Here is a 24,933-nt window from a genome sequence, read left to right on the forward strand (position 1 = left end):
GTTCAAGGATTGCTGTCGATGTCTTATCCCCTTTGGTTGTCTACGCCCAAGCGTTATACGTTGAAGAAATTACCCCAGGTCGTGCGCCTGATGATGCTCGGAGCTGTGCTGGTCGTTCCGGCGGCTGCTACGTTGATGCCGAGCGCCGCGTTCGCCCAGGGCGAGGCGGGCAAGGTCGCCTTCGCAATTCCTGTCGGGAAATTATCGCAAGCGCTGATGGCGTTCGGCTCGACGGCCGGCGTCTCGATCTCCTACGACCCGGCGCTGGCCAGCCAGCAAACCACCCGCGGGCTGAGGGGGCAATTCAGCGTGGATGAAGGGCTGTCCCGGTTGTTGTCGGGCAGTGGCTTGCAGGCCAGCCGCGAAGCCAGCGGCAGCTATGTCGTGATGCCGCCTGCCAGTGGTTCGTCGGTGATGACGCTGGGGGCGACCAATATCAGTGCCGAGGGCCTTGGGGCGACGACCGAAAACAGCGGTTCCTACACCACGGGCTCCACCAATACCGCAACCAAACTGCCGTTGTCCTTGCGTGAAACCCCGCAGTCGGTGAGTGTGGTCACTCGGCAACTGATGGATGACCAGCACCTGTCTACGCTCAACGAAGTGATGGCCTTCACGCCGGGTATCAGCATCAACCATCGCGACAGCGAACGGTACGATTTCAAATCCCGTGGCTTTACCATCCAGAATTTCCAGTACGACGGCATTCCGTCGCAAGTGGCCAACGAGTCCCAGCAATACGTCGGCGCCATTTCGGACATGGCTATCTATGACCGCGTCGAAGTGATTCGCGGCGCTACTGGCCTGATGAGTGGCGCGGGGACGCCGTCGGCCACTATCAACCTGGTGCGCAAGCGTCCGACCAAGGACTTCCAGGGCTACGTGTCCGGGGAGGCGGGGGCATGGGATCGCTACCGCTCCGAAGTCGATGTTTCCGGGCCGCTGACTGAAACGGGCAATGTACGTGGGCGCTTTGTCGCGGCCTATCAGAAACAGAATTCGTTTATCGACTGGTACGGCCAGGAAAAACGCGTGATGTACGGCGCGTTGGATATCGACCTGAACGACAGCACGACGCTGCGCACCAGCCTCGACTATCAGAACAACGATGCCAATGGCAGCAGTTATGGGCATATCCCGCTGTTCTTCAGTAACGGCAAGCAAACCAATTTCTCCCGTTCATTCAACCCGGCCTCGCGCTCCAGTTACATGGACAACACCAGCTACAACTTCACCACCATGCTGGATCACAGGCTGGACAATGACTGGAGCCTGAAAACGGCTTACAGTCATCAGTATTCTTACCGTAAAGGCCAGGGCGCATCGGCCAGCGGCGGCTACCCTGATCCGGCGACAGGGGAGGGCACAGGCGTGTTCATTTATCGCCTGGACAGCTACCAGACCCAGGACACCCTCGATACCTATGCCTCCGGCCCGTTCAGCCTGGGTGGGCGCGAACATGAGCTGGTGGTCGGTGCCAGTGCCTCGCGTACGCACCTTAACTTCCCCAAGTACGCCAGTCACAATGATGACGGCGATTATGGGTCGGCGAATATCTTCAACTGGAATGGCAATGAGTACGGGCGTCGTCAGTATTTCAAGGATGGCGGCACCGTCACCACCTTGCAGCAGACCGGCCTGTATGGCGCCTTGCGTTTGAAACCGTTCGATCCACTGACCATCATCCTGGGCACCCGCCTCAGTTGGTGGAACCAGGAAGACGAGGTCAGTGATTACCTCAAGGGCACCAAGGCCACCGACAAGACCAAGAAAACCGGGGTGGTCACACCCTATGTCGGCGTTGTCTATGAGCTGAACGACACCTATTCGGCGTACGCCAGTTACACCAGCATCTTCCTGCCGCAGACCTTCTACAAAACCGCTTCGGGCGGCTCACTGGCTCCGCTTGAGGGCGACAACTATGAGATCGGTCTCAAGGGTGAGTTCTTCAACGGCGCGCTGAATGCCAGCATCGCGGTGTTCGACATTGAGCAGAAGAACACACCTGAGCAGGCGGGCGTGGATTCTGCCGGCCGCGCGGTGTACAAGGCCATCAGTGGCACCAATACCCGTGGCGTCGAGACCGAGATCTCCGGTGAAGTGGCCAGCGGCTGGAATGTGTTTGGTGGCTATACCTACCGTGAGTCCCATGACAAGGATGGCGGTCGGGTCGAGTCCAATCAGCCGATCAACCTGTTCAAGTTCGGCACGACTTATCGTTTGCCGGGTGCGTGGAGCAAGTTGACCGTCGGCGGTAACGTGACTTGGCAAAGCGAGATGTACGCGTCTTCGCAAATCAACTGGACGGGCCCTTATTACAAGGCGACCCAGGATCCGTTTGCGGTGGTCGGCTTGTTGGCCAAGTACAAGGTCGATGAGCACCTGACCGTAGGTTTGAACGTCAACAACCTGTTTGACCAGAAGTACTACGATGGCATGGGTACATTCAACTCGGGCTCCTATGGCGAGCCGCGCAATGCCATGGTCAACGCCAAGTGGACCTTCTGATTCGTTGAGGCGCTGGGGTTGAAGAGGCGGGAGGGAGTTGAATCCCTCCCGCTTTCGTTCTGTGTTGGTGGGTTAAGGCGGCCTGGATCAGAGGTCGCGAACGACCCTGAAACCGAGCCAGTCCCCGCGGGTATCCGGGTAGATGGTGTTGCGGTTGCCCGAGCGCGAAAACACCGGTGCCTCGCCCCAGTCATTGCCACGAATCTGATAGCCCTCACAGTTGGGCTCCACCCACGCACTGCCATCGGTCGGTGCGCCGATGTAGTTCGGATGTTCGCAGTCAGCCACCCGCTCATACACATTGCCGTGCATGTCATACATGCCAAACGCATTCGGCGGGTAGCTGCCGACCGGCGACGAATAGCTATAGCCATCTGCCGGGCCGTAGGTGTTGGCGTGCTTGGCGATGCTGTAGCCCTTGCCCTCGTCGAACGGGAAGGGGAACGGGCCGGTAGTGCCGGCGCGAGCGGCGTATTCGCGCTGGGCTTCGCTGACCATGTGGTACTGCTGGCCGGTTTTCTTCGACAGCCAGCTCACGTACTGCTTGATGTCGTCCATGTCCATGCACACCGCCGGCTGGCGCGGACCTTGAGGATAGCGCGGCTTGCTGGCGATGCATTCGCGTCCGGGGCGGTCGTCGCCATTGGCGATCTTCACGCCGGTCTGGCGCACGTAGCTGTCCCATTCAGCGGCGGTGATATGGAAACGGCTCATGGCGAAAGGCTTGGCGAAGGTCACGGCATGCATCGGGCCTTCGTCGGGCTCGCGGCCGACTTCACCTTCCGGCGTGCCCATGGTGAAGGTGCCGGCAGGCAATACCACCATTTCCGGGCAATCCTTGCAGTCTTTGAAGACCTTGCCCGGTTGCGGCGCGGCGGCCTGGGCCAGGTTGGGTAGCAGCGCGCCGCACAGGGCGGTGAGCGCCAGGGCGGTCAGGGGTTTGAGTCGGAATGGAGTCATGTGGGCATCTCGTCCAAAGGGAAAAAGGGTCATAGCCGTTGGCTCAGCAAGGTCACGAAACGCTGGAGCTCATCCGAGCTGTTGAGCAGGCCGGGCGCGGTACGAATCACCGGGCCGACGTCACGGTCGACTGCGTCCACCACCACGCGATTTTTCATCAGGTAGGCCGCCACCTCGTCGCTGTCCTGGCCCTTGACTCGAAAGAAGGTGAAACCCGCCGACAGCTCAGGGCTGCGCGGCGTGACCAGTTCGACCTGCGCGTGGGCCAGCAACTGGTTCTTGAGCTCGGTGTTGAGGGCATGGATACGCGCCTGCACCGGCGCCTTGCCCAACTGCAGGTGCAGCTTGAAGGCTTCGTCGGCGGCCCAGCGATGTTCGAAGGCGTGGTAACCACCTGGCGTCATGGTGGTGGCGAAGTCCTTGTCCTCGGAGAAAGTCGGCACCATCGGCGTGACGTATTTGTTTTCGGTATCGCGGGCGCACACCAGGCCGGTGCCGCGCGGGCCGAACATCCACTTGTGGGTGCCGGCGATAAAGAAGTCGCAGTGCATGTCCGGGAAATCCAGGTTCTCGACGCCGAAGCCGTGTACGCCGTCGACCACATAGAGGATGCGGTCGTTGTCGTCACGGTTGCGGTTATGTTCGTTCACCAGTTGGCCGATCTCGCCGATGGGCAGTTTCACGCCGCTGCCGGACTGCACCCAGGTCATGCCCAGCACGCGGGTGTTGGGGCGAATGTTGTGCTTGATATTGCCCATCACTTCGTCGACGGATACCTGGGCGGCGTTCTCGAACAGGTGGATACGACGCACCCGGGTGCCCTGCTTGAGCGCACGAAAATCCAGGCTGTTCTGCGTGGCGTAGTGCTCATGCACCGTGGTGAGGATTTCCTGGTCCGGCCGCACGTTGATCCCGCCATAAATCATCGCCAGCCCTTCGGACGTGCTGCCGGTGAGAGCGATCTGTGCAGGGGTTGCATTCAGGTAGCGGCCGGCCCATTCACGCACTTGGCCTTCACGCTTCCAGGTTTCCTGCAAGTCCCAGTCCATCGCCAGCCCTGGGTTGCGGTCGATTTGCATGCGATAGCGTTCAATGGCCTCGCGCACCGGCTTGGGGTGCGAGGCCACCAGGAAGTTGGAAAGGTGCAGGTAATCCGGGTCCTGGTTGAACAGCTGTTTTAGTCCCGTCCATGGGTCGTTCGTAGTGGCTGCCACTGCCTGGGGTAGCAGTGCGGTGCCCAGTGGCAGGCTCGCGGCAAAGACGCCGGCCTGCTTGAGAAATGTACGGCGGTCGGTCATGGACTTACTTCGTGGTGATTAGCGGTTGGCCAATGGCTTGGCGGCTTTTTGTACCTGGTCCCAAACCCGCAGGAAGTTGCCTCCCCACAGCTTGGCGATATCGGCTTCGGAGTAGCCGCGCTGGATCAGTTCGGCGGTGACATTGCGCACTTCGCCGACGTTCTCCCAGCCCTTGAGGCCGCCGCCGTCGTTGAAGTCCGAGGCGATGCCGACGTGATCGATGCCGATCTTGCGCACGGTGTAGTCGATGGCGTCTCCCAGGTCCTTGAGGGTGGCCTTGGGTTCTTCCTCGAGGATGGCGTACAGCGCGCTGGCGTATTGGCCGAAGCGTTGCTCGGGCCAGGCGGCAATGATTGCGTCGCCGGGCATCAAGGCCATGGCCAGGTTGGGCAACGGCGGCAGGTCGAAGCGCGCGCGCAGGGCGTTGAGCTTGTTCTGGGTCGGTTGGCTCAAGGGGCGCAGGTACGCGGGGAAGCCCACCACCTGCACCACGCCGCCGCTGTTCTTGATCAGTTGCAGTTCCTTGTCGCTGAGGTTGCGTGGGATATCCACCGACGCCCGTGGCGCCGAATGGGACGCCACCATCGGCGTGCGGCTCAATTGCGCGACCTGCTCCAGGGCCTTGGTCGACATCTGCGACACGTCGATGATCACTCCCAGGTCATTGAGGCGGTGCACCGCTTGTTGGCCGATGGGTGACAGGCCCTCGAGGGCGTCGGTCGAATCATTGAAAAACGGCAACGGGCGCGACGAGTCGGACCAGGCGTTATTGCCGATGTAGCTGAAACCGAACATGCGCATGCCGCGTGCAGCCCACAGGTCGAGCTGGTTCAGATCATTACCCAGCGGATAGGCGTTGAGCATGCTGATGAAAATTGCGAACTTGCCTTCACCGTGCAGGCGCCGCATATCGTCCGGGGTGTAGGCGATGCCCACCTGGTTGGGAAAGTCGCGGACCATGCCGGAAATGATCTTGTAGCGCACCTCCTGCTCATGGCGGGCCTCTTCGACAAACCCGTCGGTGGGCTTGTGCGGGGCGTTGGGGCCGCTCCAGATTTCCGGCCAGCCAAAGATCGTCAGCGCGGCGCCGGACAATCGGCCACGCGCTGCCTTGGCCAGGTCGAACTGGCCGCTGCCATCCTTGTCGGCCTCATTACCCGCCGTGCCGAAATCCAGGGGCACGGTGATGTGGCTGTCGAATGACAACAGGCGATCCTGCATTTCATTGGCTTGCTTGATCACCTCCAGCGAGTAGCCGGCGTTGCCCTTGAACCACTGGTCCCAGACCAGAAAACCGGCCCCGGCGCTGATAGCCAGGGCCAACGGCAGGCCGATGTACAGCGCCTTTTTCGAACGTGATTTTGTCATTGCCATCTCAGTCAGTTGAGGCCTTTGCTATCAGGAAAGAACGAGCGATGACGGGGGAAATTTAGGTGAAGGGGCGCGGCGGTAAATTTCAGCGGGCCGCAAACGTTCTAGCTCTGATTAAGCCGTTTCCTAAGGTAGACAATGACAATCTCTCGACGAGGGTTCATCGCAGGCCTGGCGCTGACCGGCGCGGCCGTGCCGGCGGCCTTCTACGCCCATCGCGAGCTGACGCGGGAAGAGTTCCCCATCACCCCCGACGAAGCCACGGTCGACCTTGCCGATACTCCGGGCCAGCACCTGGCGGACACCCTGCGCGGTGTGTGGAGCCTGCGCCTGGAAGGCCGCGATGCCGGGCTCAAGGGCTTGCCATTACAAGGCTTGGAACTGCTGCTCGACATCGCCCCCCGTGGCCGCGGCCTGCGTGGTTACCTGGACACCGCCGAGAACCTGCGCGCCGACGGCGAGCCGCGCTACCGCGTATTGGGCGATCTGCTCACCGGCGATGGCGCCGTGCTCTATTGGCGGTTGATCGACCGCGATGCGCAGGCCGGTGTGCCCGCCTATGAATTCAAGATGACCCTCGATGAAGTCTGGGCCGACTTCGGCAATGCCGGCAGCGGCACCCTGAGCGGGCAGATTCTCGACCTTGCGCGCCCCCTGGCCTTGACCGAGCGCGACAATCGTTTCATCGCCCACAAACAGCTGTTTCCCGAAGCCCGCCAGCGCATAGGCCTGAATCCGACCTTGCTGGCCTGGCTGGTGTCTCCCGAACATCGGCTGTTTCACCAACTCTGGCATGCCAGCCGTGATCGGTGGCACAAGCTCTCCGAAGAGCAACGCGAGGCCCTGCGCGGCATCGGCTGGCAACCCGGGCCCCGGGGCCAGGAGCGCGACGCCCGAGGCAAACGCAAGGATCGCAACGGCTCGGGCATCGACTTTTTCTTCATGCACCGCCATATGCTCGGCACCGCACGCTCCATGCAGGAATTGCCCTCATGGCCGCAATTCCCCGAACCGCAACCGGCGCTGGAGCGTGATCGCCTGGGTTTTGTGCGGTACTTCGACAATCACGACGGCTTCGCGCTGCCGCCCTGTTGGTCGGCACCGGATGACGCCGACTACACCCAGTGGGTCAGCGACATCAAGGCGGCCGAGACCTACCACAGCAACTTCCAGGTCTGGGAGTCCCAATACCGCGATCCGCGGTACCTGGCCCAACTGACTCTGGGGCAGCTGGGCTCGGAGATGGAGCTGGGCCTGCACGACTGGCTGCACATGCGCTGGGCCTCAGTGCCTCGCGACCCGTCCAATGGTGCGCCGGTGCCGTTCGCCCGTGACCCTGCGGACTTTGCCCCACGTTGGTACGCGCCGGAAAACGACTTTCTCGGCGATCCGTTTTCATCCCATGTAAACCCGGTGTTCTGGCATTTTCATGGCTGGATCGACGACCGTATCGAAGACTGGTTCCGTGCCCACGAACGGTTCAACCCTGGCGAGGTGACGCGGATGAAGGTCAACGACGTGGCCTGGTTTGCACCGGGCCGATGGGTGGAGGTGGGCGACCCATGGCTGGGCCCGGACACCCACGGCTGCAGCACCACACCGGGGCTGCAACAGGGGCGCTCGATGGAGATGGACCCGGAAATCATGAAGCTGGCCCTGCGCATCACCTTTGGCGCCGATGAGGAACTGCTCGAAGGTTTGTTCAAGCGCGTACCAAAACGGCCGTGGTATGCGCGGTATTTGAAGGTCAAGCGCCAGACATAAGATGTAGCCCAACAGGTGTTTTCAAACCTGCTCTTCTTCCCTCAGATGCACACTCATCTCATCGCAACTGCGCGCCCAGTTGCTTAGCCATTGCGGCATCGGCGGCGAGGTTTCGTTCAAACCCAGTTCACGCACGAATTCCGCCGGGGGCAGGGTGCCCTTTGCGGAGCGAAACACCCCGCGTATCACCACCACGCCAATCACTCGGCCGTTACTGACGAAACGGTGCTCCATCAGGCTCCACTTGTGGTCCCAGCCGAGCATGCGGGTATGTACTTCGAAGGCCTCGAACAGCTTCAACTCTCGACGGAACTTGCCCCAGGTATCGCCCACGATCGGCACGGCCTTGTGACGCAGCGCCACGCGGAAGGCGCCGGTGCGCAAGACAAAATCCATGCGCGCCACATCCGCCAGGGTGAAGTACCGGCCATTGGTGACATGCCGGTTGAGGTCCAGGTCCAGGGGCCAGACGCGCATGCGCACCACCGTGGTGTCCAGGCCATGTACCGGTTTGCGCCAGGGGCGGCGCAACAGCATGTGCAGTAATCGAAACCAGAGATTCATGAACCTACTCGACAATTGATCAATGGCAGCACTGTAAAGGTGCGGGATCGGCTAAGGTAGGTCCGCAAATGACTTATTACATGGGAAAAGCGCAAATCGGGTTCTAATCTGCACATTGCTCTGCTGCGGTTTCTTTTTACTCTCAAGGGGCCTTGCCGACGGTTGCCCACAGCCGACCAGTACCTGACTGACGGTCTCGGTCCAAATGTGGAGGGGGCTTGCCCCCGATGACGGCCTCACAGCCGACCAGTATCTAACTGATGGTCTCGGTCCAAATGTGGGAGGGGGCTTGCTCCCGATGGCGGCCTGACAGCCGACCAGCATATTGGATCAGATCGAGTACATATCCATTGCTGCAGTAACGGCCACTTATGGTTCCGCTTTTACAGCCAGCCCTTTCAAGGTCTTTGGAAAAAGCCCCAAAACATGATCGTTTTTTGACCAAAAGAGATGCTGGCTGAGCCAAATTCAACTCGTTTATTTCTTAATTTCAGCCTGGAATTGGCGTAGGACGCGATTTAGGCAAAGACCTTAAAAGGGCTGGCTTTTACAGCGGCTCACTTTTGAAAAGCCGGAATGCCGGCCAGCGTGGTTTAACGGGGCGCCTGAGATCAAAAGCAGATCAAGATCAAGAGCGGCTCGCTGCGCATCGTGGTTGGCGTTGAGCGGTGCAGGATTTTGCGATTTTCATGCAAATCGCAGACGAAAAAAAACCGGCTGATCAGGCCGGTTTGGGGTGTCCCGCCAACTGAGCGGGGTTATACGTGGGTGCTCAGCAAGCGTTCGGCACCACCTTCGGCGAGGCCACGTTCCTGCAGGCGATCCGCACCACCTTCGGCGAGGCCACGTTCCTGCAGGCGATCCGCACCACCTTCAGCCAGGCCACGTTCCTGCAGGCGATCCGCGCCGCCTTCAGCCAGGCCACGTTCCTGCAGGCGATCCGCGCCGCCTTCAGCCAGGCCACGTTCCTGCAGGCGGTCAGCACCACCTTCGGCCAGGCCACGTTCCTGCAAACGATCCGCGCCACCTTCGGCAACGCGGGTTTCTATCAGGCGGTCCGCGCCACCTTCGGCAACGCGGGTTTCTATCAGGCGATCCGAGCCGCCTTCAGCGACTACCGGATGGGCAAAAGCGTTTGCAGCGAGTACCGAGAAAGCGAGGCTAAGCAAGAGTTGGCGTTTCATGATGGTGTGCTCCGAGTGTCTTAGTTTGGGTGCCGTTTGGCATGGGGTTGATGTTACGCGTTGGTTTTTTTAAGAGAACTTCATTGCGCTGATGGTGACTATCGATGCCAGCGATGGCCCTTGCCGAACCATCACTGCAAGCCTCACGGCATCTGCGGCAGTTCATTGGGGCGCAGGTCGAACACCAGCACCTCGGCGTCCTCGCCATGGCTCAGGCGAATCTGGCGCTCGTCACGCACCCGCACACCGTCGCCTTCCTGCAAGCGTTGGCCATTGAGTTCAACGCTGCCGCGCGCCACATGAACGTAGGCGTAGCGATCCGGCGCCAGCTCCAGGCGTGTGCTTTCGTCGCCGTTGAACAACCCGGCATACACCCGTGCATCCTGGCGAACGTTCAGCGAGCCATTGGCGCCGTCCGGGGAGATGATCAACTGCAAGCGCCCGCGCTTCTGCGCTTCGCTGAAGTGTTCCTGCTGATAGCGCGGCTTGGCGCCGGCCTCGTTGGGCACGATCCAGATTTGCAGGAAGTGCACCCCCAGGCGTTGGCTATGGTTGAACTCACTGTGGGCCACGCCGCTGCCGGCGCTCATCAACTGCACATCGCCGGGGCGGATCACCGAGCCGGTGCCCAGGGTGTCCTTGTGTTCCAGGGCGCCTTCGAGCACGTAGGAGAAAATCTCCATGTCGCGGTGCGGGTGCTGGCCAAAGCCTTTGCCGGCGGCGACGCGGTCATCGTTGATGACCAGCAGATCGGAAAAACCCTGTTCGTTGGGGTTCCAGTAGTTGGCGAAAGAGAAGGTGTGGAACGACTTCAACCAACCGTGATTGGCGGCGCCGCGTTCGGAAGCTTTGCGAAGGGTCAGCATGGTCCAGTCCTCAAGTGAGCGCGGGCTGCGAGATGCAGGGCGCTGGGGTGAGGAGAAGATTAATGGTTATCGAATTATTCATTAACGAGCTGAAACTAGAATAACTGTCTCCCTCTGGTTGACACTCGAAGTCGTGCCATAATGCCCGCCGCATTTCTGTTCAATGGACTCTCCCGCTTATGAAAACCGTGGTCATGGCGCTGTTTCCGGACTTCCTGCTGCTCGACATGGCCGGGCCGCTGGAAGTGTTTTCGATTGCCAACCGCTACCTGCCGGCAGCCGATCACTACCAGATCCTGACCATTGGCACTGAGCCCGGGCCGTTGCGGGCCTCCAACGGCGTGATGGTGCAGACCGATCTGCTCCTGGAGCAGGACCATGCCGCCTATGACCTGCTGCTGGTGCCGGGCGGCCCGGGTGCCTATAACGAATGCCATCCCGCGCTGCTGCCCTGGCTGAAAGCAGCGGCGCCACGGTCCCGGCGTTTCGGCTCGATCTGCACCGGCGCCTTCGTGCTCGGGCACGCAGGCTTGCTGGACGGGCATCGCGTGACCACCCACTGGCATTACACCGAGCGGCTGATCAAGGCGTTCCCCAATGCCATTGTCGAGACCGACCGCATCTACTTGCAGGACGGGCGCCTGATCACTTCGGGCGGCGTCACCGCCGGTATCGACCTGGCCCTCTCGGTGGTCGCCCAAGACCACGGCAAGCAAGTGGCGGTGGATGTGGCCAAGGTGCTGCTGGTGGTGATGAAGCGCCAGGGCGGTCAGGCCCAGTTCAGCCCGATGACCGCTGCCGTGGCGCCCCAGGAAACCGCGATCACCCGCGTGCAGAACCATGTACTGGCGCATCTGGAACAAGCCTTTACCATCGAATCCATGGCCGAACTGGCCGGCATGAGTGCACGGCATTTTGCGCGGCTGTTCGCCAAGGACGTGCAGATGACACCCATGGCGTTCCTGCAGGGCGCACGCATCGACCGTGCCCGGCACTTGTTGGAAACCACCGACCTGCCACTCAAGACCGTGGCGTTCCACGCAGGCTTCGGCAGCGTGCGGCATATGCGCTTTCTGTTCAGTGAGAAGCTGGGTCTGAACCCTACCCAATACCGACAACAGTTCAGTTAACGACACAATGTCCGTCCAGGGCACTCGATTGTCCGTATCGCTCCCCGTGCCAGCATTGCCCTGTCATCGCCAGCTGGCAAGATAGCGCCGAGCCCATGGAAAAGGACGCGCAGGCACTCAAGCACGGGTGTTCCAGCGCTTTTAGCGGACATGCACAACTCTGCGGCGATCAGCTTCGGCCCTTACACTTTTCATCGGCAACAGCGCCTGGTCAGCAAGGCGGGCCTGCCGGTGGCGCTGGGCGGACGCGCCCTGGATATTCTCGCGGTGCTGCTCGAGGCGCCTGGGCAATTCATCAGCAAGACGACCTTGATCCAGCGGGTCTGGCCCAACAGCGTCGTCGAGGACAATAACCTGCGCGTGCACATTGCCGCATTGCGCCGGGCGCTCGACGGGCCACGCCTGATCCTCAATCACCCCCAGCGCGGTTACTGTTTCGTCGCCCCCGTGCAGGGTTCGGCGCCGACGTTACTGCCACAGCACAACCTGGCGGCGCGGCTCAGCCCGATATGTGGTCGCGATGAGCTTGTGCGGGTGCTGGCGCGGCGCTTGCCCGCGCACCGGCTGTTGACGCTCACCGGGATGGCCGGCATTGGCAAAAGTACATTGGCCCTGGCCTTGGCCGAGCGGGTATTGCCCCGCTACCGCGACGGGGTGTGGTGGGTCGACCTGACCCGCATGCATGCACCCCACGAACTGCTCGGCAGTCTGGCCACGGTATTGCAACTGCAGGATTGCGAGTGCCTTGATGAGCTGTGCCGCCAATTGGCCTCGCGCCAATTGCTGTTGGTACTCGATGGTGCCGACCTGTTGCTGGGTGCGTCTCGCAAGCTGGTGCGTGCATTGCGCGAACGGGCGCCCGGCGTCAGCGTGCTGGTCAGCAGCCGCGAAGCGCTGCTGGCCCCTGGCGAGTGGGTGCTGCGCGTGCCGCGTCTGGCCGTGCCGTCGCCGTCGGCATTGAGCAGTGTCGAGCAGGCCATGGTCTGTCCCGCGGTGCAGCTGTTCATCGCTCGGGTGAGTGCCAGCCAGCAGGGGTTTGTATTACGACGTCAGGATCTGGCAGCGCTGCGCGATATTTGCTGGCGCCTGGACGGTATCCCGTTGGCCCTCGAACTGGCGGCGGCCCAGGTCGACGCATTGGGCGTCAGCGGTGTGCAGAGACAGTTGCGCACGGGGCTGCAGACGTTGACCGGTGGGCGACGCACGGCGGTGGAACACCATCGATCACTGACTGCTGCCCTGGACTGGAGCTACGAACGCCTGAGCCTGCCGGAGTGCTGGCTGTTCCTGCAGTTGGGGTTGTTCAAGATGGCAGTGACCTTGCCCGCCTTGAGCGAGCTGGTGAGCGGGACCGAGCTTGAGCACGCCGACCTGGCCTATCTGCTGGCGCGCCTGGTCAATGTCTCGCTGCTGAGCGTCGAACCTGGGCTAGGCCCCCAGCGCCGCTACCGCCTGCTCAATTGCGTGCGCAGCTATGCCCTGGCGCAACTGCGCGACCCGCGTCAAGTCGAGCGTTTGCAGCAGGGCTACGAGCCATGTGTGGGCACTTTTTCAGGCCGGCCGTTTGTCCTGCAACTCGTCGAGCAGGCTGCCTGCGCGGACTAAATCGCGGGTGGTGAAGCCTTCGGTAAATCGCCCGTAGACTGAACCCAGCAGGTCCCGAGCGGCCTGCAAGCGCCCCTGCTGCTGCCACAGTTGTGCCAGGGAAGTCGCACAGCGCAGTTCCCAGGCCAAGGCGCCTTGCTGGTGCGCCAGGCCCAGGGTTTCGAGCAACAGGGCTTCAGCGGCGCGGTTGTCGCCCCGTTGCATCCACTGTTCGGCACGGACCCGCAGGATCTCAGGCGCGCACCAGCCCGCAGAGCCTGTATGTGCGCGCTCAAAGGCTGCCTGATCGACTTCGTCGGCGCCAAATGTGATCAGGGTGTCCTCGATCAGTCCCAGGCCCTGCAGATCCTGGTTGCCCAGGATGCCGGCGTAATGTCCGGCCCAGGTCTGAAACAGCTGCGCCGAATGTTTGTGCGACTGTTCCAGCAGCAGCCTTTGCAGGGCTTGAGCATCGTCTTCGTCGCCGTTGTAGCGGGCGATTACCACGCCGGCCAGGGCCAGGGTGTAACAGATCGACGTGCCATGATTGATCTGCAGGGCCAGCTCCAGCGCCTGGCTGGCGGTGCGCCAGGCGCGATCAGGAAAACCCTGCAACCACAGGATCCGCGCCAGCAGGGTCAAGGACGCCACGCTTTGATCGTATTGCACGCCGACACCATGGGCGAACCGGTTCACATGGCCGCTGTGGCTCATGCGCTGCAGCACTTGCTCGGCATTGTGTCGGGCGAGCGCCTGGTCCCCGGTGTAATGCTGGGCCAATGCGCGCAGTCGTTGGGCGCTCAACTCCAGCAACGGCTCGGTACGCGGGTCGAGGCGATCAAACTGCAGGCTTTGTTGCAGCGCTTGGGCATAGCGCCCGGCACACAGGTTTACAGCCATTTGCCCGGAGACCGCACGCAGTTGCCCTGCAACGTCGCGACGTGCCAGGGCCAGGCGTTCGGCACTGACAAAGGCTGCAATGGTGCGGGGCGCAGCGCCCATGGCATGGTAGGAGAGGCTGCCCAGGGCCAATTGCAATTGAAGGATCAGTTGCGTGCAGGGCGTATCGACCTGGCCTATCAGCGCCAGTGCCTTGTCCACATAGCCGCCGTGCTCACGCAACAACGACAATTCCTGCCACAGGGGCATTGCGCTGACCGTCAGGCGGATGGCCAGCAAGTGCCCGACGTTCTCGGCAAAGCCCCAGTCGAGTGCGGCGCGCACGTCTTCGCGCAGCGGTGCATAGCGGTCGAGCCAAGGCTGTGTGGCAAGCAGTTCCCAGTCGGTCCGGGCCTGCTCCATCAGCGCCAGGCAGCGGGCCGCATGGCGCTCTCGGGTGGCTGGCAGTTCGCCGGCGAGGCTGAGCTTTTCCAAAGCGTAGGTGCGGGTGATATCCAGCAGGCGATACACCATCTCGTCATCGCCGGCTTCCACATTCAACAAAGACTTGGCCACCAATTGCGTGATGGAGCCCAGCACCTCGGCGGGGGCGATCGTTTCCCCAGCGATCACCGCTGCGGCACTGGCCAGGCTGAAGCCTGCGCGAAAAACCGCGAGGCGGCGCAGGCAGGTTTTTTCGCACTCGCCGAGCAGGTCAAAGCTCCAGTCGAGGGTGGCCCGCAGGGTTTGCTGGCGGGGCAGGGCGCTGCGCCGCCCGCGGGTCAGCAGGCGGAAATTGTCTTCCATCTGTACCAGCAGCCCCTGCAAGCCAAAACGCTCGATTTGCGCGGCCACCAGTTCAATTGCCAGGGGAATGCCGTCCAGGCGCTGGCAGATATCAATCGCCAGGGGCAGTTCAGCTTCGCTGAGGGCAAAGCTGTCCTGATGGGACATGGCCCGCTCGATCAGTAATTGCATGGCCGGATAGCCCAGGGCCTGGGCACGGTTGCCGGTGGCGGGCGGGCAGGCCAGCGGCTCGAGGCGTTGCACATATTCACCGTCGGCGCGCAGGGCTTCGCGGCTGGTGGTGAGGATGTGCAGGTGCGGCGCATGGCGCAACAGGGTTTCGCTGATCAGGGCGATGTCGTCGAGCAAGTGTTCGCAGTTGTCGATCACCAGCAGCATCTGGCGTGCCTGCAGGCTACGGGCGAAGCTGGCCAGCGGTGCATTCGCAGCGGGTGTCAGGTCGAGGAGGGCGGCGAGGTTGGGCAGGATCATCGAGGCTGCGCTGAGTGGCGCCAGGTCCAGCAGATGAATGCCGTCACGGTAATGCCCGATCAACAACTCGGCGACGCGCAGGGCCACGGTGGTCTTGCCGATACCACCGGCGCCGGTCAGGGTGATGAAGCGCTGCTGCGGCAGTTGCTGCACCAGGGCATCGATCAGGGCTTGGCGGCCGATCATTCGGGTGCGCCGCAACGGCAGGTTATGGCTCGGGCGCTGTGGCACGCCACCTGTGGGTAGCGTCATCGGTTCGATGCTCAGTGGTGCAACAAAACTGTAGCCGCGCTGAGCGACCGTGACGATATAGCGCTGCCCGGCCTGGCCATCGCCCAGTGCCTTGCGCAACGCGGCCATGTGCACCCGCAGGTTGCCGTCTTCCACCACGGTTTTGGGCCACACCCGCGTGATCAGCTCCTGCTTGCTCACCACATTGCCGGCCTGCTCCAGCAGGACCAGCAGAATATCCACGGCCCGCCGCCCCAGGCGCAGCGGGCGGCCGGCTTCCAGCACCAGGCGCTGGCGCGGGTGGACGCGGTAGGGGCCGAAGTGCACGGCCTGGTCGCTCAAGTCAGTCATGGCTGCCCAGGTTCTGGAGTCGAAGATGGGCCAGCATATTCCAGGTGCGTGAATACCACTAGGCGGCGATCACCAAAGGCTTGTGGCGCGACTGGTGGTTTCGCCAGGTCATCGGGTTCACGCCTTCGCTGCGCGTGAACATATGGCAGAAGTGCGCCTGGTCGCAAAAACCACATTCCAGGCTGATTTGCGTGAGGCTCAAGGATGAACCAGTGATCAATTCCTTGGCGCGCTGGATGCGCTGCTGGCGGATCCATTCCTGGGGCGATAGCCCGGTGGTGCATTTGAATGCGCGGGAAAAATGGCTGCGCGACAAGGCGCAGGCCTGGGCCAGGTCGGCGATAGCCAGGCTTTCGCCGAGGTTGGCGAGGATCAGTTGCTTGGCGATTCGTTCGCGCCGGGGGCACAGGCCGCCGGTGGCGGACAAACGTGGGGCGTATTGCTCGAGTCGGGCCATGACAGATATCCGTAGTCGATGGGAGCGTTCCCGGTGGATGGATGCAGTGTAGACGCCTGCATTCTTGGTGCAGGAGCACCGGCCTGACGAGTTAATCGTTGTTAATTTCGCCAGCTGCAGGCGTGGAAAAGACAGCACAGGCATGCAATCGCGGGGAGTGCGGATATGCTTCCCTGACCGTCTGGAAACGTTTGGATACCGCCATGAACCGCAACGATCTGCGCCGCGTCGACATGAACCTGCTGGTGATTTTCGAAGCCTTGATGTTCGAAAAAAACCTGACCCGGGTCGCCGAAAAACTCTTTATGGGCCAACCGGCGGTGAGCGCCGCATTGGGTCGTTTGCGCGACTTGTTCGACGACCCATTGCTGCTGCGCAACGGCCGTGGCATGGAGCCCACGCCCCGTGCGGTGGCTATACTCAAGGAGCTGCAACCGGCCATGGACACCATCTCGGGCGCCGTCAGCCGCGCCAAGGACTTCGACCCTTCCAGCAGCAGCGCGGTGTTTCGCATCGGCCTGTCCGATGACGCCGAGTTCGGGCTGTTTCCGTCATTGCTCAGCCAACTGCGCGAAGAGGCACCGGGCATCATCGTGGTGGTGCGCCGGGCCAATTACCTGTTGATGTCAGCTTTGCTGGCCAGCGGTGAGATCTCGGTGGGCGTCAGCTACACCACCGAACTGCCGGCCAATGCCAAGCGCAAGAAACTGCGGGACATCCCCTGCAAGGTACTGCGCGGCGATGACGGCGTGGCGCCGCTGACCCTGGATGACTACTGCGCCAGGCCCCATGCGATGGTGTCGTTTTCAGGGGACTTGAGCGGCAATATCGACCTGGACCTGGCACGCATCGGCCGTTCTCGCCGTGTGGTGCTGGCTGTACCGCAGTTCAGCGGGTTGCGTGCATTGCTGGCGGGCACGCAGATTATCGCCACCGTACCGGATTACGCGGCCTGCGCTTTGACTGAGGGCACCCGCTTGCGCGCCGAAGACCCGCCGTTTGCGATCGATGCGGCGGAGCTGTCGATGGTGTGGAGCGGGGTGCATGACAATGACCCGGCGGAGCGCTGGTTGCGGGGGCGTATTGCGCAGCATATGTCGAGAGGGGAATAGGTCTATACCCCTCAGCCAAAAAATCGCCTTTGACAGGCGGCAAGGTACAGAAAAATTCCAGACGTCCTAGCGCTTATTCTGGCAGCCTGCGCTGATATGGGCCTTCTACCATGGACCCCTTTCCATAGAAGGGTTGTAGCCAAGCATGCAGATTAATAAGCCGCAGTTTGTTTCGCACGTAAACCCCGAGCCTTCTTTTGATGCCCCACCGTTAACCTCACCCGGGGTGGCCGATGAACAACCGGGCGATCGCTCCCGTACTTCGGAAACACCGCTCACGCGATCAACAAGAAGTACCGTAACAACGCCTGGTGCGCGCTCGCCTACTACCGAGACCTCAAGGCTAGACAGAGTGAGCGATCCGAAACACGAAATTAAGGAAAAGGCTACATCACCGAACGGTCTGTATGGCGTGAGCTACTCACTGCCCACATCAGGCAAAGGGTTGAGCAATATCACCTTTCCTATGAGTATTGACGAGGGGGCCCAAAGAAAAAATGCCAAGGATGCAGGGATTTACTACGCGATGCAGTTCGGGGTTATTAATGAGAGCGGTCAATCCCTGGGCACCGGCTATATCGGGATGCAGCCACGTCAGGATGGCAAGGCGCTGATTACGTTTTCGGGGTTCGGTTCGCACTTCGTTGCGCCGCAAGGCCGCCCTGATGCGGATGGAGGCGCAGGTGGCAGCAATAGCACCCTGGTGGATTTTAAATTTGGCAATAAATATCAACTTACAGTGGAGCGAGAGCCTGACAACCCTAAAAGGTTGAAGGGCTATATCCAGGATGTCACGGATCCTGATAACCCAGGGGTCAAGCAGGATGTCAAAGACCTTGAGGTTGACCAGAATGCCGCGTTATCCGATAGAAATAGAGGGTTCGTCGAACACTACGGCGCGAGAATCAACCGGAGTTCACAAATTGCGCCGACCAGTGGTAGTTTTTCTGCGCCCTTTACCACGGATGCTGAAGGCAATGTCAAAGTGGGTTCAATCAAAGGCGACGGGTTATACGGCAGGTACCGGAACTCGACAACAGGGACTCATGAAACAACAAAAGTTGGCGGAGTAGGTAAGGAACTGAAGTTTTCGTTTCAGGGAGTGGGGCACGAAAAAAAGAACTGAGCGTTCATAGTGGTTCTCGCGTAGGAGCAGAAATGCCGGAAGGTCGCAAATGAAGCCTTCCGTTGTTTTCGTCTTTGCCAGTCGGACAGCACATACATCCAATTCTGCGTTTCCAATTCCCACCAGACTCCTCCCATCGCTCAATCCTGCGGGGGAGTCACCCAACCATGGACCCAATACCCAAGACCAGTCCGGACGAAGTCGTCACGCTGGTGGTCAAGCACCGGGTCAAGCCCGGGCGCGAAACCGAATACGAAGCCTGGCTGCGCCGTATCGTGCGCATCGCTGGTGAGCGACCCGGCCATCTGGGCGTCGATGTGGTACGCAGCCGGCAGAACGGCATGGCGCTGTTCACCTGTGTGCTGCGCTATCGCTCCACCGATGCCCTGGAATTGTGGCTTGACTCTCCCCAACGTCAGGCCCTGATCGACGAAGCCGCGCCGATGCTGGCGGACGGCGACCAGACCGAAATCGGCGCCGTCAATGAGTTCTGGTTCGCGCCCCAGGCCGACGGCGCTGCCCAGCCGCCGCGCTGGAAGCAGGCAGTGGTCAGCCTGTGCGTGATTTTGCCGCAAACCTTGCTCCTGCCGTTTATCTGGGGGCCAATCCTGCGCCTGCACCCGTTGCTGTCCAACTACGTGGTCTCCACTTTCCTGGTCACCCTGACCATTGTGCTGTTGGTGGTCTACCTGCTGATGCCGGCGGCCACCCGCTTGTTTGCCCCCTGGCTTCAACCTTCTGTAAAGGAAACCCTATGAACGCCGATCTGATTCTGTTCAATGGCCAGTTCCACACCGTGGACCGGGAAAATCCACGGGCCACCGCCGTCGCCATTCATGAGGGGCGCTTTGTCGCCGTGGGTACCGACGGTGAAGCCATGGCCCTGCGCGGCAGCGGCACCCAGGTCATCGACCTCAAGGGCCGCACGGTGATCCCTGGGCTCAATGACTCGCACCTGCACCTGATCCGCGGCGGGCTGAACTACAACCTCGAGCTGCGCTGGGAAGGCGTGCCGTCCCTGGCCGATGCCTTGCGCATGCTCAAGGACCAGGCCGACCGTACCCCTACACCGCAATGGGTGCGCGTGGTCGGCGGCTGGAACGAATTCCAGTTCGCCGAAAAACGCATGCCCACCCTCGAAGAACTCAACCAGGCCGCGCCGGACACTCCGGTGTTTGTGCTGCACCTGTACGACCGCGCCTTGCTCAACCGCGCCGCGTTGCGGGTGGCCGGCTACACCAAGGACACGCCCAACCCGCCAGGCGGCGAGATCGTGCGCGACAGCCACGGCAACCCCACCGGCATGCTGGTGGCGCGACCTAACGCGATGATCCTGTATTCGACCTTGGCCAAGGGCCCGAAACTGCCCTTGGAATACCAGGTCAACTCCACCCGCCAGTTCATGCGCGAACTCAATCGCCTGGGCCTGACCAGCGCCATCGATGCCGGTGGCGGCTTCCAGAACTATCCCGATGACTATGCGGTGATCGAACAGTTGGCCAAGGATCAACAGTTGACGGTGCGCATCGCCTACAACCTGTTCACCCAAAAGCCCAAGGAAGAACTCAGCGACTTCAAGAACTGGACCGGCAGCGTCACCCTGCATCAGGGCGATGACTATCTGCGTCATAACGGCGCTGGCGAAATGCTGGTGTTTTCGGCGGCGGATTTCGAAGACTTCCTCGAACCGCGCCCGGACCTGCCGCTGACCATGGAACAGGAGCTGGAGCCGGTGGTACGCCACTTGGTGGAACAGCGCTGGCCGTTCCGTCTGCACGCCACCTACGACGAATCCATCTCGCGCATGCTCGATGTGTTCGAGAAGGTTAACCGCGACATTCCCTTCAATGGCTTGCCATGGTTTTTCGACCATGCTGAAACCATTACCCCGAAAAACATCGAGCGCGTGCGCGCCCTCGGCGGCGGCATTGCGATCCAGGACCGCATGGCGTTCCAGGGTGAATACTTTGTTGAGCGCTACGGTGCCAAGGCCGCCGAAGCCACGCCGCCGATCAAGCGCATGCTCGCCGAAGGCGTGCCGGTAGGAGCGGGCACCGATGCCACGCGGGTCTCCAGCTATAACCCCTGGACCTCGTTGTACTGGATGGTCAGCGGCCGCACCGTTGGCGGCCTGGAGCTGCACGCCGAGGGTCTGCCACGCCTTACCGCGCTGGAGTTGTTTACCCACGGCAGCGCCTGGTTCTCGTCCGAGCAGGGCAAGAAGGGCCAGATCAAGGTCGGCCAGCTGGCGGACGTGGCCGCGTTGTCGGCGGACTTCTTCAGTGTCGACGAGGAAGCCATCAAGTGGATCGAATCGGTACTGACCGTGGTCGGCGGCAAGGTCGTATACGGCGCGGGTGACTTCGAAGATTTCGCCCCACCTCGCGTGCCGGTGCTGCCTGACTGGTCGCCGGTGGTCAAGGTACCAGGGCACTGGCGTCCGTCCTCGCCCTTGCAGGCCCAGGTCCACCAGTGCAGCGGCCCGTGCGGCGTGCATGCCCACAGCCATGAAAAAGCCCGTCTTTCCAGCGTCCCAGTCAGCGACTTCCAGGGCTTCTGGGGTGCGTTTGGCTGTTCATGCTTTGCCTTTTAATCCAGAAACCAAAGGAGTTACCCCATGACTTACAAGCGCTTGAACAAAGACGACGCGGTTGTCCTGCTGGTCGATCACCAGACCGGCCTGATTTCTCTGGTGCAGGATTTCTCCCCCAACGAATTCAAGAACAACGTGCTGGCCCTGGCCGACGTGGCGAAGTTCTTCAACCTGCCCACCATCCTGACCACCAGTTTTGAAGGCGGCCCCAACGGCCCACTGGTGCCAGAGCTCAAGGCACTGTTTCCGGATGCGCCGTATATCGCCCGCCCTGGCCAGATCAACGCCTGGGACAACGAAGATTTCGTCAAGGCTGTCAAGGCGACCGGTCGCAAGCAGATCATCATTGCCGGCGTGGTCACGGATGTGTGCGTAGCGTTCCCGACCCTGTGCGCCCTCGACGAAGGCTTCGAAGTATTCGTGGTCACCGATGCCTCCGGCACCTTCAACGAAACCGTGCAACAGGCCGCCTGGGCGCGCATGACTGCCGCCGGCGCACAGTTGGTGAACTGGTTCTCGGTGGCCTGCGAGCTGCAGGTTGACTGGCGCAACGACATGGAAGGCCTGGCCAACCTGTTGTCGCCGCGCATTCCCAACTACCGCAACCTGATGAACAGCTACTCGGCGTTCACCGCCAAGTAAGCAGATCTGCCAGATGTAGGTAATCTCCTGTGGGAGGGGGCTTGCTCCCGATGGCAGTGTGTCAGTCACAGCATTTTTGACTGATACACCGCCATCGGGAGCAAGCCCCCTCCCACATTTGATTGTGTTCCCATATTAGGTTTGTGGTGTGGCCGCTGAAAGGCTATAAATCAGCCCATCGTCCACCGAGAAGCGACAATGAACCCTTTCGAAGACATGCGCCTGTTCTGCCAGGTCATGGAGTCCGGCAGTTTCACCGCTGCCGCCGAGCAACTGGGCCTGTCCAAGCAATTCGTCAGTCGTCGCCTGATCCAGCTGGAAGAGCGTCTTGGCGTGCGTCTGCTCAATCGCTCTACCCGGCGCCTGGATGTCACGCCCCTGGGCCAGAGCTACTACGAATCCGCCCTGCGCCTGCTCGGTGAAGTCGAGCAAGTGGAGCAGGGCATCGCCGGCCAGAACAGCGAGCCGCGCGGCACCATCCGCCTCAGCGCGCCGTTGTCATTCGCCATGGCTCACCTGGGCTGCCTGCTGCCGTTGTTCCTGCAACGTCATCCGCAGGTGTCGGTGGAAGTCGACCTGAGCGACCGCCCGGTAGACTTGATCGGCGAGGGCTACGACCTGGTGCTGCGCATCGGCACCCTGGAAGATTCCACCCTGATTGCCCGCCGGATCGCCAGCGTGCAGCGGGTGTACTGCGCCAGCCCCGATTACCTGGCGCTGCGGGGTACGCCGTTGAAACCCGAGGACCTGACCGCGCACGACTGCCTGCCCTATGGCCATGGTCGCCAGGTGCAATGGCGCTTCAAAGGCAAGTTGCAGGGGTTGAATGTCAGTGGGCGTATGCGCGTGAATAACGGCGAGTTGTTGCGTGATACCGCCATCGCCGGGCTGGGGGTGACCTATCTGCCGACCTTTATCGTCGCGGATGCGTTGAAAGATGGGCGCCTGGTGACACTGCTGGACGACTTCGCCCCCGAAGCACTGACCCTGTCGGCGGTATATCCCCAGCACCGGCAAAGTTCACGGCCGGTGCAGGCGCTGGTGGAGTTTTTGCGCGAACGCCTGGCTAGCGGCTGTTGAACATCTGGCGGATCAGGTTCGGTGTGCTGCCGGTCCAGCGCTTGAACGAACGCCGGAAGTTCGCCGCATCGTTGAAGTTCAGGTACGTCGCCACCTCATCATTGCTGTAGCCCTTGAGCTGGTATAGGTGCAACGCCACCTGTTTGCGTACCCGGTCCACTTGCTGTTGAAAACCGGTGTCATGCTTGCTCAACTTGCGCTTGAGGGTCGCCGGGCTCATGGCGAAGGCCTGGGCCGCCTGTTCCAGGCTGGGTGGCTGGCGTACCTGGTCGCGCAGGTAGTCGTAGAGACAGTCGAGAAAACTGCCAGCAAAACCCAGCTGTTCGATCTGCTCGCGGGCCTGTCGACGCGCAACCTGGCCGGCCGTGACCGAGGCGCCAGGCCAGGGGCGGGTGAGGTATTCACGCGGGATGCTCATCATGTCCAGCGGGCGTTCGAAGCGCGTGTCTTCGCCCAGGTGCACCCAGTACTGCTCGATATAACGCGGCTCGGCATGGCTGAAACTGCATGCCCATGGCAGGCGCTCGCCGCTGAGCCATTGGCTCATGGCAACCAGCGAGGTCATGCTGGCTTCCAGCAGGAAACGCCAGTGCTCGCCGGCGCCGCAACTGTCCAGCCAGTACAGGTAGGCGTGATGCTCATCCAGCTCCAGTTGCAGGGTGGCCAACGGGCTGAGCAACACCTGTTGCTGGATCAGGATCTCCAGGGCCTGGTGCAGGTTTTGCGCATGGCCAAGGGCGTGGCTGGCGGCGCCGTAATAGCCCGGCAGCAGACGCTGGCCAAACAAGAAGCTGCTGTCGTCGGCGTCCAATAATCTGCGGCTGTTGCCGATCAGACCGAAGAACTGTTGTGGGCTCAGGTGCGCATTGCCAGCCAGGATGTCCTCGTGAAACAGCCCGGTGCCGCGTAGCAGGCGATGGCTGTCGATGTCGCGGGACAAGGCCAGGTCGATCAGCGTGGCGGGTTGGTAATGCCCTGGGATGAAGCGGCTATCGGCTTCATACCAGCTGGTTTTCACGGTCATCTCAGGCACTTTTCGCAAGCGGTTGCTTGGCCCTGGCCAACGCCAGGTTCAGGCGCTTGAGCAAGTCCTGGGGCGGTTCTTCTAGGGCCATGACCACGGCGGTGGTCGCGGCCAGTTGCAGACGTTCGCCTTGTTGCCGGGTCTTGTGGGCCAGGCCGAGCACTGCCTGCTGCAACTCCAGCGCCAGCTCCCTGGCCTGGCGTTCACCGGTATTGGGCAGCAGTACCACAAAGCGGTCACCGGCCAGGCGGCACAGCAGGTCCTGGCGGCGCAGGTTGAGCAGCAGCAAATGGCTGAGGGCCTGCAGCACCGCGTCACCCTCGGCATGCCCGTAGGCCTGGTTGATGGCGGCAAAGTTGTCCAGATCCAGGGCGAGCAGCGACAGCGGTTGTTGCTGGTCGCGACTGTCTTGCAGGCTGCCGGCCAACTGGCGCTTGAGATAGTCAGCGCCGGCCAGCGGCGTGAGTTTGTCGAACAGCCGATGCTCACGGAACAGCCGCTCGCGTTTTTCCATCTGCGCGCTGATCGCCAGTTGTTCGCGGTGCCAGTGGTAGATGCCGATGGTCAGCAGGACCATGCCCACCGGCATCGGCCCGGACTCCAGCCAATGGTCCCAGGTGATGCTGTCGGGCAGGCGGATAAACTCGTCGAGGCTGTCGATCCACCAGGAGAAAAAGATGCACGACAGGCCCAGCGCCAGGTAGTTGGTGACGCGCCCTGCGGGGCGGCTTTTGAGCACCAGTCCCAGCCATACCAGGGCGAGCAGGGCGGAACCGCCTTCGCCGACAATATCCAGCCACACCCATTCACTGACGCTTTTCAATTCGCCACAGGCCAGGTGCAGGATCAGCCCGAGATTGGCGGCGACCAGCAGCAACGAAAGTTTCCAGCGGTGGGGCTTGAGCACGCAAAACATGGCCGCGAGTCCTTG

Annotated in this window: 20 protein-coding genes; 10 read left to right on the plus strand and 10 right to left on the minus strand. The window is 61.6% G+C overall.

What is annotated here, in order from left to right; all coding sequences use genetic code 11:
- Nucleotides 1-18: 18 nt before the first annotated feature.
- Nucleotides 19-2,508, plus strand: coding sequence for a TonB-dependent siderophore receptor (locus QYQ93_RS12365; protein WP_338477069.1), 2,490 nt, complete (start codon nt 19-21; stop codon nt 2,506-2,508).
- An 87-nt stretch (nt 2,509-2,595) separates the two neighbouring features.
- On the opposite strand, the gene QYQ93_RS12370 is transcribed toward QYQ93_RS12365, so the two are convergent.
- From QYQ93_RS12370 to pvdM, 3 genes are read right to left on the minus strand one after another with little or no spacing between them, the layout of a single operon-like run.
- Complete coding sequence (locus tag QYQ93_RS12370) at nt 2,596-3,468, minus strand: formylglycine-generating enzyme family protein (protein WP_338477070.1); 873 nt, start codon at nt 3,466-3,468, stop codon at nt 2,596-2,598.
- 29 nt (nt 3,469-3,497) lie between these two features.
- On the minus strand, nt 3,498-4,766 hold the full coding sequence (locus QYQ93_RS12375) for an aminotransferase class V-fold PLP-dependent enzyme (RefSeq protein WP_043051545.1): 1,269 nt from the start codon (nt 4,764-4,766) through the stop codon (nt 3,498-3,500).
- A gap of 18 nt (nt 4,767-4,784) precedes the next feature.
- Nucleotides 4,785-6,134: a pyoverdine-tailoring dipeptidase-like protein PvdM gene (gene pvdM / locus QYQ93_RS12380; RefSeq protein WP_043051544.1), complete on the minus strand. Its 1,350-nt coding sequence runs from the start codon at nt 6,132-6,134 to the stop codon at nt 4,785-4,787.
- 141 nt (nt 6,135-6,275) lie between these two features.
- Here pvdM and QYQ93_RS12385 point away from each other — a divergent pair, with 141 nt between their 5' ends.
- The gene (locus QYQ93_RS12385) at nt 6,276-7,901 is read left to right on the plus strand and encodes a PvdJ/PvdD/PvdP-like protein (RefSeq protein WP_338477071.1); all 1,626 of its coding nucleotides are present in this window, start codon (nt 6,276-6,278) and stop codon (nt 7,899-7,901) included.
- 21 nt (nt 7,902-7,922) lie between these two features.
- Here QYQ93_RS12385 and QYQ93_RS12390 read toward each other — a convergent pair whose 3' ends face one another.
- From QYQ93_RS12390 to QYQ93_RS12400, 3 genes are all read right to left on the minus strand, one after another.
- Nucleotides 7,923-8,465 carry a thioesterase family protein gene (locus QYQ93_RS12390; protein ID WP_338477072.1) on the minus strand — a complete coding sequence of 181 codons (543 nt, stop codon included), beginning with the start codon at nt 8,463-8,465 and terminating at the stop codon, nt 7,923-7,925.
- Nucleotides 8,466-9,223: 758 nt separating this feature from the next.
- A complete protein-coding gene (locus tag QYQ93_RS12395; protein ID WP_338477073.1) occupies nt 9,224-9,649 on the minus strand; it encodes a hypothetical protein in 426 nt (141 codons plus the stop codon).
- Nucleotides 9,650-9,792: 143 nt separating this feature from the next.
- Entirely contained in the window at nt 9,793-10,515 is a 723-nt protein-coding gene (locus QYQ93_RS12400) for a pirin family protein (RefSeq protein ID WP_217883028.1), read from the minus strand.
- Between the two features lie 179 nt (nt 10,516-10,694).
- Between QYQ93_RS12400 and QYQ93_RS12405 the strand changes: the two genes are divergently transcribed.
- On the plus strand, nt 10,695-11,645 hold the full coding sequence (locus QYQ93_RS12405) for a GlxA family transcriptional regulator (RefSeq protein ID WP_338477074.1): 951 nt from the start codon (nt 10,695-10,697) through the stop codon (nt 11,643-11,645).
- A gap of 150 nt (nt 11,646-11,795) precedes the next feature.
- Complete coding sequence (locus QYQ93_RS12410; protein ID WP_043051493.1) at nt 11,796-13,250, plus strand: winged helix-turn-helix domain-containing protein; 1,455 nt, start codon at nt 11,796-11,798, stop codon at nt 13,248-13,250.
- Here QYQ93_RS12410 and QYQ93_RS12415 read toward each other — a convergent pair.
- Nucleotides 13,197-15,968, minus strand: a complete 2,772-nt coding sequence (locus QYQ93_RS12415) for an ATP-binding protein (RefSeq protein WP_338477075.1) — start codon at nt 15,966-15,968, stop codon at nt 13,197-13,199. The two genes, QYQ93_RS12410 and QYQ93_RS12415, sit on opposite strands and share 54 nt — an antisense overlap.
- 58 nt (nt 15,969-16,026) lie before the next feature.
- Complete coding sequence (locus tag QYQ93_RS12420; RefSeq protein ID WP_043051491.1) at nt 16,027-16,425, minus strand: helix-turn-helix domain-containing protein; 399 nt, start codon at nt 16,423-16,425, stop codon at nt 16,027-16,029.
- Between the two features lie 203 nt (nt 16,426-16,628).
- On the opposite strand from QYQ93_RS12420, the gene QYQ93_RS12425 reads away from it, so the two are divergent.
- The 6 genes from QYQ93_RS12425 to QYQ93_RS12450 all read left to right on the plus strand — a co-directional run bounded on the left by QYQ93_RS12425 (nt 16,629) and on the right by QYQ93_RS12450 (nt 22,978).
- Nucleotides 16,629-17,537, plus strand: coding sequence for a LysR family transcriptional regulator (locus tag QYQ93_RS12425; RefSeq protein WP_043051490.1), 909 nt, complete (start codon nt 16,629-16,631; stop codon nt 17,535-17,537).
- Between the two features lie 352 nt (nt 17,538-17,889).
- Nucleotides 17,890-18,663, plus strand: coding sequence for a hypothetical protein (locus QYQ93_RS12430; RefSeq protein WP_235387870.1), 774 nt, complete (start codon nt 17,890-17,892; stop codon nt 18,661-18,663).
- 167 nt (nt 18,664-18,830) lie between these two features.
- Nucleotides 18,831-19,421 (plus strand): antibiotic biosynthesis monooxygenase, encoded by a 591-nt coding sequence (locus QYQ93_RS12435; protein WP_338477076.1) that lies wholly within the window; start codon nt 18,831-18,833, stop codon nt 19,419-19,421.
- Nucleotides 19,418-21,256 (plus strand): amidohydrolase, encoded by a 1,839-nt coding sequence (locus tag QYQ93_RS12440; protein WP_043051488.1) that lies wholly within the window; start codon nt 19,418-19,420, stop codon nt 21,254-21,256. The genes QYQ93_RS12435 and QYQ93_RS12440 overlap by 4 nt, the downstream gene beginning before the upstream one ends.
- 24 nt (nt 21,257-21,280) lie before the next feature.
- Nucleotides 21,281-21,898: an isochorismate family cysteine hydrolase YcaC gene (ycaC, locus tag QYQ93_RS12445; protein WP_043051487.1), complete on the plus strand. Its 618-nt coding sequence runs from the start codon at nt 21,281-21,283 to the stop codon at nt 21,896-21,898.
- Nucleotides 21,899-22,096: 198 nt separating this feature from the next.
- Entirely contained in the window at nt 22,097-22,978 is an 882-nt protein-coding gene (locus tag QYQ93_RS12450) for a LysR family transcriptional regulator (protein WP_046072243.1), read from the plus strand.
- Here the strand turns inward: QYQ93_RS12450 and QYQ93_RS12455 are convergent.
- Nucleotides 22,965-24,002: an AraC family transcriptional regulator ligand-binding domain-containing protein gene (locus QYQ93_RS12455; RefSeq protein WP_338477077.1), complete on the minus strand. Its 1,038-nt coding sequence runs from the start codon at nt 24,000-24,002 to the stop codon at nt 22,965-22,967. The genes QYQ93_RS12450 and QYQ93_RS12455 overlap by 14 nt on opposite strands.
- Nucleotide 24,003: 1 nt before the next feature.
- The gene (locus QYQ93_RS12460; RefSeq protein ID WP_043051363.1) at nt 24,004-24,918 is read right to left on the minus strand and encodes a GGDEF domain-containing protein; all 915 of its coding nucleotides are present in this window, start codon (nt 24,916-24,918) and stop codon (nt 24,004-24,006) included.
- Nucleotides 24,919-24,933: the final 15 nt, after the last annotated feature.

It is taken from the genome of Pseudomonas khavaziana (assembly GCF_036704165.1).
GTDB lineage: Bacteria > Pseudomonadota > Gammaproteobacteria > Pseudomonadales > Pseudomonadaceae > Aquipseudomonas > Aquipseudomonas khavaziana.

Coding starts and splice junctions, on each gene's coding strand:
- pvdM (WP_043051544.1), bottom strand. CDS start 6,134: ATGACAAAATCACGTTCGAAAAAGGCGCTGTACATCGGCCTGCCGTTG.
- QYQ93_RS12365 (WP_338477069.1), top strand. CDS start 19: ATGTCTTATCCCCTTTGGTTGTCTACGCCCAAGCGTTATACGTTGAAG.
- QYQ93_RS12420 (WP_043051491.1), bottom strand. CDS start 16,425: ATGGCCCGACTCGAGCAATACGCCCCACGTTTGTCCGCCACCGGCGGC.
- QYQ93_RS12455 (WP_338477077.1), bottom strand. CDS start 24,002: ATGACCGTGAAAACCAGCTGGTATGAAGCCGATAGCCGCTTCATCCCA.
- QYQ93_RS12390 (WP_338477072.1), bottom strand. CDS start 8,465: ATGAATCTCTGGTTTCGATTACTGCACATGCTGTTGCGCCGCCCCTGG.
- QYQ93_RS12435 (WP_338477076.1), top strand. CDS start 18,831: ATGGACCCAATACCCAAGACCAGTCCGGACGAAGTCGTCACGCTGGTG.
- QYQ93_RS12425 (WP_043051490.1), top strand. CDS start 16,629: ATGAACCGCAACGATCTGCGCCGCGTCGACATGAACCTGCTGGTGATT.
- QYQ93_RS12440 (WP_043051488.1), top strand. CDS start 19,418: ATGAACGCCGATCTGATTCTGTTCAATGGCCAGTTCCACACCGTGGAC.
- QYQ93_RS12460 (WP_043051363.1), bottom strand. CDS start 24,918: ATGTTTTGCGTGCTCAAGCCCCACCGCTGGAAACTTTCGTTGCTGCTG.
- ycaC (WP_043051487.1), top strand. CDS start 21,281: ATGACTTACAAGCGCTTGAACAAAGACGACGCGGTTGTCCTGCTGGTC.
- QYQ93_RS12375 (WP_043051545.1), bottom strand. CDS start 4,766: ATGACCGACCGCCGTACATTTCTCAAGCAGGCCGGCGTCTTTGCCGCG.
- QYQ93_RS12450 (WP_046072243.1), top strand. CDS start 22,097: ATGAACCCTTTCGAAGACATGCGCCTGTTCTGCCAGGTCATGGAGTCC.
- QYQ93_RS12410 (WP_043051493.1), top strand. CDS start 11,796: ATGCACAACTCTGCGGCGATCAGCTTCGGCCCTTACACTTTTCATCGG.
- QYQ93_RS12405 (WP_338477074.1), top strand. CDS start 10,695: ATGAAAACCGTGGTCATGGCGCTGTTTCCGGACTTCCTGCTGCTCGAC.
- QYQ93_RS12415 (WP_338477075.1), bottom strand. CDS start 15,968: ATGACTGACTTGAGCGACCAGGCCGTGCACTTCGGCCCCTACCGCGTC.
- QYQ93_RS12395 (WP_338477073.1), bottom strand. CDS start 9,649: ATGAAACGCCAACTCTTGCTTAGCCTCGCTTTCTCGGTACTCGCTGCA.
- QYQ93_RS12385 (WP_338477071.1), top strand. CDS start 6,276: ATGACAATCTCTCGACGAGGGTTCATCGCAGGCCTGGCGCTGACCGGC.
- QYQ93_RS12400 (WP_217883028.1), bottom strand. CDS start 10,515: ATGCTGACCCTTCGCAAAGCTTCCGAACGCGGCGCCGCCAATCACGGT.
- QYQ93_RS12370 (WP_338477070.1), bottom strand. CDS start 3,468: ATGACTCCATTCCGACTCAAACCCCTGACCGCCCTGGCGCTCACCGCC.